The organism is Antrihabitans auranticaus, assembly GCF_016481275.1.
Lineage (GTDB): Bacteria > Actinomycetota > Actinomycetes > Mycobacteriales > Mycobacteriaceae > Antrihabitans.
Genome location: NZ_JAEMNW010000012.1, coordinates 96,916 through 108,535, shown reverse-complemented (window position 1 = coordinate 108,535; position 11,620 = coordinate 96,916). Strand labels below are relative to the sequence as shown.

Genomic DNA, 11,620 nt, shown 5'->3' with positions numbered 1-11,620 from the left:
CGCGCAACTCAACAACCGCCCCCGCAAAACTCTCGGCTGGAAAAAGCCGGCCGAAGTCCTCGACGAGCTACTGTCCAATCCACCAAATCCACCCGCTGTTGCAACCACCGCTTGAATCCGCCCTGAATTCGGGCCCAATCTTGGGTGCGACTCCCTAGCCGGGGTGCGACTGGAGGGTCAGCGCCTCCCTAGCCGGGGTGCGGCTGGAGGGTCAGCGCCGCCGAGGCGAGCAACTCTGAAGGAAAACCCCCGGATTCCGGGGGAAATCCTTCCGTCGGCAAGTGGGCGGTGGGCAGATATTGGCCCCGATCCTGGATCGGGGCTAGGGTGCGACGGTAACCAATCCCTCGCTTCCGGAGGAGCCCGACTTCGTGAATCCGCGTGCGATCGCGCTCGTGCGCAGCAACTTCCGCACCGTGACCGAGTCGCCCCGTGGAACGGACCGATTGACGAATGCGTTCTACGGCTATCTTTTCGGCGACAATCCGATCCTGCGCCAACTGTTTCCGGCGGGTATGGACGCGCAACGCGAGAAGTTCGTCTCTGCGCTCAGCTACATCATCGACATTCTCGACGACCGGGAACGTGTATCCGGCTTTCTCGAGCAGTTGGGGCGTGACCACCGCAAGTACGGCGTCGAGAGTTCGCACTACAGCGCAGCCGGCAAAGCGTTGCATTCGGCGTTGAAGAGCTACACGGGCGCGCTGTTCTGGACGAGCTCGATCGATGCGGCGTGGGCCTCGGTTATCGACTCGGTCGTGACGTCGATGGCCGCGGGTGCGGATGCCGACGATCTGCCCGCACAGTGGTCGGCAACGGTGGTCGAGCATCGCAGGGTGCTCGACGATCTGGCGGTCATCAGGTTGCGTTGCGACGTTCCGGTGCCTTATGAGGCAGGTCAGTATCTGCCGATCCGGATCCCGCAGCGGCCGCGGATGTGGCGCTACTTCTCGCCCGCGATTCCGTGGAACTCCAGTGGGGAGTTGGAGTTTCATGTTCGACGGATTTCCGGCGGCTGGGTGAGTCCGTCGATGGTGAACGAAACACAGGTCGGCGACCGGTGGTCGCTCGGCGCACCGCTTGGCGGACTGCGTGTGGACATGCACGGCGGCGACGACGTCCTGATGATCGGTACGGGAACCGGTCTTGCGCCACTGCGCGCGCAGATCATGGAAATGGCCATGCGCGGCACCAACCCGCGTGTTCATCTTTTCGTCGGTGGCCGGTACCCGTGCGATCTGTACGACATGTTCACGCTGTGGCAGTTGGGGATGACGAACCCGTGGCTGACGATCGTGCCGGTGAGCGAACTGGACACGAACCCGTGGTGGAGTCCGGAACCGCCGGCCGAGATGCCCGAGGGAATGCATCAACGCTTGTGCGGTCCGATCGGGTCCATCGTTTCCAGTTTCGGTTCGTGGGCGGACCGGCAGGTGCAGATCGCGGGGTCACCGACGATGATTCGCTCGATCAGGCAGGCGCTGATTCTCGGCGGCACCCCGGCGAGCCGGATCGCGCACGACCCCGTCTGACCCTTGTGCATACTTGGGCGCGTGTGGCATGCAACGGTCGTCGAGCATCATCGCCTGCGTCGGGATGTAGCAGTAGTCCGGCTGATCGGCGACGTCATTCCGTTCGTATCCGGGCAGTCGGTCGCGGTGTCGACCCCGCAGCACCCGCTCGTGGTGCGCCGACTCTCCCCTGCGCTGCCACCGTCTCTCGACGGCAAGCTCGAATTTCACGTGAAGGCCGTCCCCGCGGGGTGGATGAGCGGATCGATCGTCGCGGAAACCAAGCCGGGCGACGTCTGGGAGTTCACCGAACCGGCCGGACAGATGCGGATCGACGACTCCGGCCGCGATGTCGTGATGATTGCGGGCGGCACCGGTCTGGCCCCTTTTCGCTCACTGATTCTCGACGCCGCACGCAAGGCGGAGCCACCCCGGACCTATCTCTTCTTCGGCGCCCGCACCCCTCGTGACCTGTACGCATCCGACATGCTGTTTCTACTCGACGCCGAATTGCCTTGGCTTACAGTCGTTCCCGTCGTCGAGCACCTCGTCGACCCGGACTGGACCGATGAGTGGTACGAACGTACCAAGGTCGACGTGGGCTACGGACTCGACGACCTGCTTGCCGGAAGACTCGGCGACGTGGTGAGCGCGCATGGCAAATTCACAGCACACCAGATATTCGTATGCGGCTCGCCGGGGATGACACGCGCAACGATCGAGCAGCTGACCGCCGGCGGGACGCCGATGGAGAACATCCGCTACGACCCGATCTGAGGTCAGTAGAGCGGATCGTGCCGAATATTCTTCGTCGGCGTGCCGCCTGCCATCAAGCGGAACTTGGTCGTCTGGATCATCGCGGGCGAACCGCAGATTTGGATGTCCCGTTCGGACCACGAACCCATGCTCGCGACGACCTTCCCGATCTGCCCGGTGAGCCGTTCATGGAATCCCGCCGGCGCATAGCCCGATCCGCCGCCGTACCACCACGGGTTCTCCTCGTGCTCGCTGACAGGCGTCACCGTCAGCCACGGATTGGTCAGCGACAGCTGCCACATCGTTTCGAGGTCGTAGAGATCGCACGGGTGATGCCCGCCGACGAACACATGGACGCGCGGATTCAAACGCCGTTGCGCCATCGCCATCACCTGAGCGCGCAGCGGTGCGATACCCGTGCCGCAACCGATCATGAGCATGTCGCGGCCCTCGCTACCGGCCACGCCGAGCGAGCCGAGCGGCGACCCGAGCAGCCACTGATCCCCGACCCGTGTGTGGCCGACGAGCGACGGGCTGACCCAGCCGCCGGACACGCCGCGGACGTGGAACTCGATCTCGCCGTTCGCGTTAGCCGGATTCGCAGGCGACAGGTACCGCCACATGCGCGGCCTGGACGGCACCTGCACGCTGACGTACTGACCGGCCTCGTACTCCATCGGCTGGCTGAGTTGGAGCCGGATCACGGCCAGGTTGCGCAGAATTTCCTTGTGCCCGATGACGGTGCCGCCCCACACCGGCGGGTTGGATTCGGCGTTTGCGGCGCCGATCATCGTCGACGCGATGACGCCGAGGACCTGATTCCAGGCCCGGTCGACCTCCTCGGTCCAGATCTCGTTTCCGGTGAACGTGCGCAGGGCTTTCACCAGCGAGTTGCCGACTGCGACGTAGTGCGCGTCGACCGTGCCGTATTTGCGGTGATCGCGCCCGAGCTGAGCGAGGAAGGGCAGCAGGTTTTCGGTGTCTTCCAGGCGATCGACGCAGTACGCCAAAGCCTTCACCAAGCGGTCGCGCTGGTGGTCCATTGCGGCAGGGAAGAAGTCGCGCACACCGGGGTACTCGGCGAAGAGGATCGCGTAGAACGAACGGGTCAGCCGCTCCGGACCGTCGTCCTCTGCAGCGACAGCCTTGAAGGTCGTCCGCACAAGCGAGATCGTCCTCGAATCCATTACGCCAAAACCCCGTTCCGCACTTCAGATACGCGGCAGTGTGGCTCGTGTGCCGCGTTGCACCCCGGCCTGTGCCGATCGGTTCGGGCGATAGTGTATGCGACTTCCTCTAGCTTCGAAACGCTCCATGTGCGTATGCTCGTGCGACTCTTTGCCCGGACCGACACTGGGCAAACAGCGGGCAATCGCGAGTCGGAATGGAGCAGCAAACCGTGTTCACGAACCGGGCGGAATGGGCGCAGTCGGCCGCCGTCGATGAACCGGGATTCGATTGCGTAGCCGCAGAAAGCAACCGCAGATTGCGCGAATGCGTCGACTTCTACCGGCAGCCCGAACTCGCCCACCTGCCCGACAGCCGCCGTCAGCAAGTTCTCGAAACCTTCACTGCCACAGGCCGTTACGAGCAGACCGCCGAAGAGATTCTGGTCGGCGCAAAGCTTGCCTGGCGAAACCATGCCCGTTGCGTCGGTCGCAAGCACTGGCGGACGCTGAAACTCATCGACGCGCGGGACGCGGTCACACCCGAGGCGTTGGCCGAAGCATGCTGGGAACATCTGCGGCTCGCGACGAACGGCGGTGCCCTGCAATCGGTGATCACCGTCGGCCCCCGGCCACTGCGCGACGGCCGTGAGTACCGGATCGTCAGCCCGCAGTTGATCAGGTACGCGGGCTACCGCAACGCGGACGGCTCGATCACGGGCGATCCCGCGCATGTGGAGATCACCGAACTGGTCACGCGGATGGGCTGGCGCGGCGCGGGGACGCGGTTCGACGTCCTGCCGATCCTCATCTCGACGCCCGAGGAACCGCTGCGGTGGTTCGACGTCCCCGCCGACCTCGTGCTCGAAGTTCCGATCGTGCATCCCGAGTACGAGTGGTTCGCCGAATTCGAGCTGAAATGGCATGCGGTTCCCGCCGTTTCGAACATGGACCTGGACGTCGGCGGTCTGGTCTATCCGCTCGCGCCATTCAGCGGTTGGTACGTGAGCACGGAGGTCGGGGCGCGAAACTTCAGCGACGAGAACCGCTACAACATGCTGCCCGCGATCGCGGCGCGACTGAAACTCGATACGAGTACCGACCGGACCCTGTGGCGCGACCGCGCACTCGTCGAACTGACCCGGGCCGTCATCCACAGCTACCGGGTTGCGGGCGTGTACATGGTCGATCATCACACGGTGGCAAAGCAGTTCATCGATCACATCGATCGCGAATCGAAAGCCGGTCGCGAGTGCCCGACCGACTGGTCGTGGGTCAATCCGCCCATGTCGTCGGGCCTGACGCCGACTTTTCACCGTTACTACGACGCTCCTGACATGGACATTCGTCCCAACTTCGTCACGCGCGTCAAGTCAGGCAGCGGCTGTCCTGTGATGTGATGGAGAGGAAGATCTCCAAAACCTAGGAGCAGGGTGCCGATGACCGATCGTGAAGGGCTGCCCGTGACCACGCCCAATCCCCTGGGCCGCACAGTGATTGCGGACATGGTCGTGGCGAAAATCGTCGGAATCGCGACGCGGGAGATCAGCGGAGTGCGCGACGTCGGCGGTAGCGCCGGACGGGTGGTCGGCAGGCTGCGAGAGTCCATTCCCAGTGCCAGAGCCAACCTTTCGCAGGGCGTATCCGTCGAGGTCGGCGAGCGGCAGACCGCCGTCGACATCGGCATCGTCGCCTACTACGGAACCGCGCTGCACGAACTCGCGGCAGCGATCCGGCGCAACGTGGTCGCCGCCGTCGAGCGCATGACCGGCCTCGAGGTGACCGAAGTGAACATCACCGTTCACGACGTGTATTTCGAGGGCGAGGAAGACGGTGAGATCCTGACCGACGCAACCAAGCCACGAGTGCAATGACCGAGACGCTCGCACACCGGATTGCCGCCGCGGCACTGGATGTCGACGGCGTCACGGGGCTGCACGGTGGGTTGTACGGCGAGGTCGCGACCTATCTGCCGGGTGAACGGATTTCGGGTGTCCTCGTCGGTGCGGCAGGCGGCGAAGTGCACGTGGTCACGGACCTGCGACGCAACATCTGGACGGTTGCCGAAGAGGTCCGCGCGGTAGCGGAAAAGATTGCGGGCGTGCCGATTGTCGTCACGGTCGAAGATGTCGTCGTCGAAGATGCTGTCTCCAAAGCAGCAGCAGCAATCGACGAGACAGTCACCGAACAGGAGTGAGCGACCCCGCATGAACAGCGCGACACTCGGCCTTTTCGCCGGAATTCTGCTCGCCCTCGCCGGCATCGTCGGCGGGTTCGGCGGGTTCTTGTTTGCTCTCGTCCTCGGTTGTGTCGGCCTTGCCGTCGGCGCGCATCGAGACGGCACCATCGACCTCGGCGCCCTGCTGCGAGGCAGGGGACGTGGCTGATCCCCGCTTCCCGGAGGTGGTCGTCCCGGAGTTGGTAGCCGAGCCCGTGCTCGACGATCCCGGCAACCGTGGCTCGCTCACGATCCGCAACAGGGCGGCGAGCCGAATTGTCGAACTCGCCGCGCTCGAAGTTCCGGGTGTGATCCGCCGCGACGCCCGACTGGGCCGCGGATTGCCACGTGCGGTCGTCGACATGACACCGTTCCACCCGAACATCCGGGTCGACGTCGCGGTCGCCTGGCCCAGCCCGATCGCCACCGTCTGCCAGCACGTGCGGATGCGGGTAGTGGCAGATCTCGACCGGTTCACCGGTCGGCAGCCATCGCGAGTGGACGTCTCTGTCGCTGAGGTCGTCGTCGACGTCGACGCGGAGAGCACCGCGGAAATCGGCGACACCAAGCCCAACCGGACCGAGGCAGACGCTCGATGACCGGACCCGTCGACAGACCGATCCCAGTCGCGCGGCCCGCCGCGGCGCGCGTCGCCGTCGGCATCGGGATTCTGCTCATCGCGGCAGGCGTCGTCGGCGTACGCGACTTCCTCATCGAGCACGATGCAATGCCCGGGCCGCGCTTCCTCCGCAACTCCTCCGAGTGGCTGAGCCGGCTGACCTGGCAGGGCTGGATGCTTCCCGCCGCGGCGGGAGCGATTGTCATCGGCGTGGCACTCCTGGTCGCGGCCGGCAAAAGGCGGCGGCCGACCCATCTCCCGACGAGCGGTTCGCCCGTGCTGTGGTTGCGGACCACCGATATCGCACGAATGTCCACATGGGCTGCACTGCACGTAGACGGTGTCCGCAAGGCGCAAACCACGGTCGGCGGACGGCGCGCCCATGTCCGGGTCGTCACCGACGGCCGCGACTCCAGGGCCGTCAACAGTCGCGTCGTCGACGCCGTCGAACACGCTCTGCGTGAATTGGCGCAGCCGCCACGGGTCACCGTCAGAGTCGACAGCGCTAATTCCCGATGAAAGACCAGACAATTCGCGTCGACCGCATAGTCGTATTCATCGTCGCGATTCTGCTCATTGCTGCGGGCGTATTGGCAATCCTGTGGCGGTTCGAAGTGCAATTCGCGCGCGAAATCATGGCGCACGCCGACCGGCGCTGGTATGCACTCGCGCCGCAACAGAACTGGTGGGGTTTGGCGATCGGTGCGGTGGCGATCGCATGTTTGCTGCTCGGTGCCTGGTTGGTCGTGGCGAACCTGCGGCCCAACCGGGTCGGCGCGGTCGAACTCGACGGCACCGATACGTTCGGCACGATAACTGCGCACGTCGGACAGGTCGGAGCCGCTGCGGCGGCGATGTTGCAACGACATCAGGCCGTGTTCGCCGCCTCCGCCACGACAGTGCTCGACCGCAGGCAGCGGACCCTGCGGCTGACCGTCGTCGCCGAGCCGGAAGTGACGTTGGAGCACTTGCGCAGGCTTGTGGCGGACAGTTTGGCCGACCTCGAAATCGGCCTGAATGGGGCGAATATCACAGTCCAATTGTTCGTCAGGTATTTGCCGACCCGGCAGACGTAACAATTCGCGTAACAATTGCCGGATATTGTCTGCGGACAGCAAATGTCCCTCTCACGAATCCGGGAACCACTGACAATGAATCTTCGTACAATGGTCGGGACAACAGCGCTGGTCATCGGCGCTATGGGAGTAGCAGCGGGAACCGCGCACGGCGCACCGACGTACGGGCCCGTGAGCTACGAGTCGACGATCGTCAACGGCTCGGTTGTCACCACGCTCACGGGCGGATCGTTCGAACTCACCGCTGATCACCAGGGTGTAGCCCTCGAGGACGGTTCGGGTGCGACGCTCGTCGTCCTCCCGCTGTCGGTGACGTCGCTCGAAGGCACGACCCACCCGGTCGCCCAGCAGATTCTCGACGAGAACACCAAGCTGGTGCTCACGCCAGTCACCGCTCCCGAGCTGGCCTCGCTTCGGCACGACACGGCTACGAACGAAGAGAACACGGCGTCGGTGCAGGCCTTTCTCGCGCAGTTGACGTCGCCGCAAGCTGGAATCGGCGGCCTGGCCGGTGCGATTCTCGGCGGTCTGCTGCTCGGCGTCGGCGGTGCGGTCGGCGGTTGCGCGCTCGGGATCGTCTTCGCCGGAATCGGCTGCCCGATCCTGGGCGTTGCCGGTGCTGTCGCCGGAACGATTGCGGGCGTGGTTGCGGGTGCCGCGGTCGGTGGCGGCGCGGCTACCGCTCCGACCATCAACGACCTGTTCACGACGTTTACCGCTGCCCCGTGGACGACCAAGTTCTACAACAACCCGAACAACGGCCTGCGCGTCAACAACCCGATTCCGGTCGTGCCGGCGCCGTAGTGAGCGCACAGTTTTCGTTGCACGCAATGTACCTTTGTAGCTGACACGAGCGATGTAACAGTCGTCCGATACTTGTCTACGGACAGGAAAAACGTTTCCCTCACGAAGCTGGATACCACTGACAATGAACTTTCGCACATTCGTTCCCACGACAGCGTTGGTCATCGCCTGCATGGGCGTTGCCGCTGGGACCGCACAGGGTGCACCGGCTCCCGAGCCCGTTCAGTTCACTACGACGGTGCTTGACGGTTCCGTGATCACGGTCCTGCAGGGTGGACACTTCGAGCTCACGTCGGACTACCGCGCCGTGACGATCGAGGACATCCTCGGCAACAACCTCGGCACTGTCCCGCTGACGGTCGCGCTGCCCGATCGGACCGTTCCGGTCGCACAGCAGATCCTCGACAACAGCACCAAGCTCGTCCTCACACCGATCGCGGATCCGGCCTTGCGCCACGACGTTGCGACGATCGAAGAGAACGACGATGCACAGCGCGCCTTCGATGCGCTGCTGTACACCCCTGAGGTCGGTATCGGTGCAGCAATCGGTGGCGTCGTCGGGCTGGTCGCGGGATGCATCATCGGGCTGCCGCTCGCGGGTATCGGTTGCATTCCGCTCGGCGCGGGCGGCGCGGCTGCCGGCGCGGTCACCGGTGCAGCGATCGCAGGTGGCGAGCCGCTGACCCTCGCGCTCAACGATCTCTACGAGACTCTGATCGGCGCACCCTGGACCTCGAAGTTCTACAACAACCCGAACAACGGTCTGCGGAACAACACACCGATTCCGGTCATACCGACGCCGTAATCACATCAGCACCCCGAAGGGCTACTCGGACTCGAGTAGCCCTTCTTTTTCGAGTCGTTCACGGACTGCGGGCGTGATGAGGTCCGCGTACTCGGGCGTCATATGGACCTGATCGCGTTTGACCGGTGTCGTGCCGACGAAGGATGGGCACTGGCCTGCTTCGGAACAGAACCACGGTCGCGAGTCGACGAAGTCCGCGCCGATCGCACTGGCGAGGCGACGCTCCGCGAGTGCCATTTCCACCCAGTGCGGGTCGATCGTTCCGATGCACGTGGCCGGTGACGCGAGTTTGCTGTAGCACTTCATGACATCGATCGACAGCGGCGGCGGCGTCACGAAGACGATCTTGCCGACGCTGTCGGCAAATTGGTCGAGCAGAGTCTGCATCCCCGCAGCCCAGTCCGGACCGGTCAGCAGTCGATTCGCGTCGACATTCCACGCCTGCCGGTAGGAGTTGGTGATGACGAGAATATCGGGCCGAACCTTCTTGATCTCGGCGATGACGTCGCGTTTGTGCTCTGGGCACGCGGCACCCATCCCGGCATTCGGTCCGGCGATCGTCTGCGTGACAAAAATGCAGCCGAACGCAGCCCGGCTGCGGACCTGCCATTGCCCGGCGCTGTCCTCGGCGATTCTGCGGAGCACCTCGACGTAGGTGACCGCGACCGAATCCCCGACGATCATCACTTTCTGCGGAGCGGAATCCGCACCCCAGGTGCACTCCGCCGCAGGTGGGGACGGCATTTCGCTGCAGTACGAAATGTCGGGCGGCGCCTGCGGACCCGCGATCGCCTCGTCCATCGTCGGGTCCAGCTCCGGCCATGCCGTCGCGGTCAGTGCGGCGCTGATGCGGTCGGCGAGAGACTGCGATTCCGGTCCGTCCGTCGTGAATTCGAGGTCGACGATCGGCGCGGCAGCGTTGGCGAGCTGTGGCGGACCCGACTTCCGTTCGACCGCGACCAAGGACACCGCACACACGATCAGCACGGCCGACGCAACCGCGGCAACGCGGACGACCTTCGAAAAATGGAGCTTCGGCAGCGCCCGTTTACCGGGTTCGAGCCACGACGAATAGCGGATCGGATTTTCGACGAGGTGATAGGACGCCACCGACAGTCCGAAGATCAGCAGCAGGGCGGCGATATCGAATACCGCGCCCGGGTCGATCAAGTAGGCGAGCAGCGTCAGCACCGGAAAATGCCAGAGATAGAGCGAATACGACATGTCGCCCAGATACACGCTCACCCGATTTGTCAGCGGGAAGAAGAACTGCGGCGTGCGATTCATTCCGCCGATCAGAACCAGCGCGGCACCAGTGACCGGAACGGCGAGCGTCCACGGCCGGAAGTCCGCACTGTCCGTCGCACAGACGGCGACGCCGACGGCAATGAGAACCAGGCCGGACCACGCCGTGACGCCCGCGAACCGGTCCGGGATGCGACCGAGCTTCGTAGCTGCAATTGCGACAAGAGCGCCGACGCCGAGTTCCCAAACCCGTGCGAAGGTCGAGAAGTATGCCGTGACGGGATCCGAGCGGCCGATGATCGTGGCGTATCCGAACGATGCCACAACGATCGCGGCCATACACGCACTCGAAGCGATCAAACGCACGCGCAACGACCAGGCGCCGCGGACCGCGACAAGCCCGATCAGGAGCAACACCGCAGGCCAGACCAGGTAGAACTGCTCTTCGACGGAAAGCGACCAGTAGTGCTGGACCGCGCTGGGCGCTTGCGTCGCGCTGAAGTAATCGGTGCCGACGCTCGCGAACCGCCAATTCGACGCGAAGAAGAAAGCCCACAGCGAGTCGGTCAGCAACGAGTCGTAAGCACCGGCCGCGAGGATCGGATACGCCGCAATACAGGTGACGGCGAGAACGAGCGTCGCCGCCGGCACGATCCGGCGAATCCTGCGCCGATAGAACCACCAGAACAGCGGTTGACCGCTGTGTGCGCGATGCAACAAGGCGCCGGTGATCAGAAACCCGGAAATCACGAAGAAGACGTCAACCCCGACGAAGCCGCCCCGGGGAGCGTCGAACAGATGCGCACAGATGACCAAGACGACAGCGACCATGCGCAGGCCCTGAATGTCGGGCCGCAGTGATTGGCGCGTGGTCGTCTCGGTCAAGTCAGCGCGGCTGCAGCTGTGCCGAGTCGCCCGTGCACGCGGGCGAGGAAAGCTGCGCGAACTGAACTACGCCGCACGCGTAGTTCTTCTCGACTTTCCACTCACCGCTCTCGGCGACGAATGGCACGATCTGCGGGTGCACTTCGCCCCACAGGAGGAAATCGGCGCTGGCATTCATCCGGCCGGGGCCGGATTCGGTCACATTCGTGACGACGATCGTCGCGCCCTCTTGCTTGTAGACGCCGGCGATTCGGTCGAACAGTTCCGGATCGGCTTCGCCGCCCTGCACCCACTGGACCTTCTCGTCCAGTGAAACGCTCGGGTCGAGCGCACGCTGCAGCTTCGCGTTCAACTCTTCCGGCGAGGGCAGCGGCGGCGCCGGCTGGTCGGCGGCAACGGTAGCGCCCGGGCTCGGTGCCTCGGCCTCGTCGGTCTTGGCGCTGCAGCCGGCAAGCGAAACGGCGACGGCCGCCAAACCTGTGACCGCGAGACTTCTGATCAAGCGAGATTTCACAACAACCGCCCCTTATCGATG

14 protein-coding genes are annotated in these 11,620 nt (G+C 64.5%); 11 read left to right on the top strand and 3 right to left on the bottom strand.

What is annotated here, in order from left to right:
• Positions 1 to 371: 371 nt before the first annotated feature.
• Complete coding sequence (locus tag JGU72_RS28970; RefSeq protein ID WP_199687759.1) at positions 372 to 1,532, top strand: globin domain-containing protein; 1,161 nt, start codon at positions 372 to 374, stop codon at positions 1,530 to 1,532.
• A gap of 21 nt (positions 1,533 to 1,553) precedes the next feature.
• Positions 1,554 to 2,288 carry an FAD-binding oxidoreductase gene (locus tag JGU72_RS28965; RefSeq protein ID WP_307828650.1) on the top strand — a complete coding sequence of 245 codons (735 nt, stop codon included), beginning with the start codon at positions 1,554 to 1,556 and terminating at the stop codon, positions 2,286 to 2,288.
• A gap of 2 nt (positions 2,289 to 2,290) precedes the next feature.
• Here the strand turns inward: JGU72_RS28965 and JGU72_RS28960 are convergent, their stop codons facing one another.
• The gene (locus JGU72_RS28960) at positions 2,291 to 3,454 is read right to left on the bottom strand and encodes a globin domain-containing protein (RefSeq protein ID WP_199687758.1); all 1,164 of its coding nucleotides are present in this window, start codon (positions 3,452 to 3,454) and stop codon (positions 2,291 to 2,293) included.
• Positions 3,455 to 3,753: 299 nt separating this feature from the next.
• On the opposite strand from JGU72_RS28960, the gene JGU72_RS28955 reads away from it, so the two are divergent.
• From JGU72_RS28955 to JGU72_RS28915, 9 genes are all read left to right on the top strand, one after another.
• Positions 3,754 to 4,833: a nitric oxide synthase oxygenase gene (locus JGU72_RS28955; protein WP_233533193.1), complete on the top strand. Its 1,080-nt coding sequence runs from the start codon at positions 3,754 to 3,756 to the stop codon at positions 4,831 to 4,833.
• Positions 4,834 to 4,872: 39 nt separating this feature from the next.
• Complete coding sequence (locus JGU72_RS28950) at positions 4,873 to 5,307, top strand: Asp23/Gls24 family envelope stress response protein (protein WP_199687756.1); 435 nt, start codon at positions 4,873 to 4,875, stop codon at positions 5,305 to 5,307.
• Positions 5,304 to 5,630, top strand: coding sequence for a hypothetical protein (locus tag JGU72_RS28945; protein WP_199687755.1), 327 nt, complete (start codon positions 5,304 to 5,306; stop codon positions 5,628 to 5,630). The genes JGU72_RS28950 and JGU72_RS28945 overlap by 4 nt, the downstream gene beginning before the upstream one ends.
• A gap of 10 nt (positions 5,631 to 5,640) precedes the next feature.
• Positions 5,641 to 5,820 (top strand): DUF2273 domain-containing protein, encoded by a 180-nt coding sequence (locus tag JGU72_RS28940; protein ID WP_199687754.1) that lies wholly within the window; start codon positions 5,641 to 5,643, stop codon positions 5,818 to 5,820.
• A complete protein-coding gene (locus JGU72_RS28935) occupies positions 5,813 to 6,250 on the top strand; it encodes an Asp23/Gls24 family envelope stress response protein (protein ID WP_199687753.1) in 438 nt (145 codons plus the stop codon). The genes JGU72_RS28940 and JGU72_RS28935 overlap by 8 nt, the downstream gene beginning before the upstream one ends.
• Entirely contained in the window at positions 6,247 to 6,789 is a 543-nt protein-coding gene (locus JGU72_RS28930; protein WP_199687752.1) for a DUF6286 domain-containing protein, read from the top strand. The genes JGU72_RS28935 and JGU72_RS28930 overlap by 4 nt, the downstream gene beginning before the upstream one ends.
• Positions 6,786 to 7,346: an Asp23/Gls24 family envelope stress response protein gene (locus tag JGU72_RS28925; RefSeq protein WP_199687751.1), complete on the top strand. Its 561-nt coding sequence runs from the start codon at positions 6,786 to 6,788 to the stop codon at positions 7,344 to 7,346. Before JGU72_RS28930 ends, JGU72_RS28925 begins: the two co-directional genes overlap by 4 nt.
• A 75-nt stretch (positions 7,347 to 7,421) precedes the next feature.
• Positions 7,422 to 8,150 carry a hypothetical protein gene (locus JGU72_RS28920; protein ID WP_199687750.1) on the top strand — a complete coding sequence of 243 codons (729 nt, stop codon included), beginning with the start codon at positions 7,422 to 7,424 and terminating at the stop codon, positions 8,148 to 8,150.
• Positions 8,151 to 8,274: 124 nt separating this feature from the next.
• A complete protein-coding gene (locus JGU72_RS28915) occupies positions 8,275 to 8,955 on the top strand; it encodes a hypothetical protein (RefSeq protein ID WP_199687749.1) in 681 nt (226 codons plus the stop codon).
• A 21-nt stretch (positions 8,956 to 8,976) separates the two neighbouring features.
• On the opposite strand, the gene JGU72_RS28910 is transcribed toward JGU72_RS28915, so the two are convergent.
• Positions 8,977 to 11,085, bottom strand: a complete 2,109-nt coding sequence (locus JGU72_RS28910) for an acyltransferase family protein (protein ID WP_199687748.1) — start codon at positions 11,083 to 11,085, stop codon at positions 8,977 to 8,979.
• A gap of 1 nt (position 11,086) precedes the next feature.
• On the bottom strand, positions 11,087 to 11,599 hold the full coding sequence (locus JGU72_RS28905; RefSeq protein WP_199687747.1) for a WKL family lipoprotein: 513 nt from the start codon (positions 11,597 to 11,599) through the stop codon (positions 11,087 to 11,089).
• Between the last annotated feature and the right edge of the window lie 21 nt (positions 11,600 to 11,620).

Excerpts from the sequence above, each read along its gene's own strand:
- JGU72_RS28960 (WP_199687758.1), bottom strand. The coding sequence starts at position 3,454 with ATGGATTCGAGGACGATCTCGCTTGTGCGGACGACCTTCAAGGCTGTC.
- JGU72_RS28950 (WP_199687756.1), top strand. The coding sequence starts at position 4,873 with ATGACCGATCGTGAAGGGCTGCCCGTGACCACGCCCAATCCCCTGGGC.
- JGU72_RS28945 (WP_199687755.1), top strand. The coding sequence starts at position 5,304 with ATGACCGAGACGCTCGCACACCGGATTGCCGCCGCGGCACTGGATGTC.
- JGU72_RS28940 (WP_199687754.1), top strand. The coding sequence starts at position 5,641 with ATGAACAGCGCGACACTCGGCCTTTTCGCCGGAATTCTGCTCGCCCTC.
- JGU72_RS28930 (WP_199687752.1), top strand. The coding sequence starts at position 6,247 with ATGACCGGACCCGTCGACAGACCGATCCCAGTCGCGCGGCCCGCCGCG.
- JGU72_RS28925 (WP_199687751.1), top strand. The coding sequence starts at position 6,786 with ATGAAAGACCAGACAATTCGCGTCGACCGCATAGTCGTATTCATCGTC.
- JGU72_RS28920 (WP_199687750.1), top strand. The coding sequence starts at position 7,422 with ATGAATCTTCGTACAATGGTCGGGACAACAGCGCTGGTCATCGGCGCT.
- JGU72_RS28915 (WP_199687749.1), top strand. The coding sequence starts at position 8,275 with ATGAACTTTCGCACATTCGTTCCCACGACAGCGTTGGTCATCGCCTGC.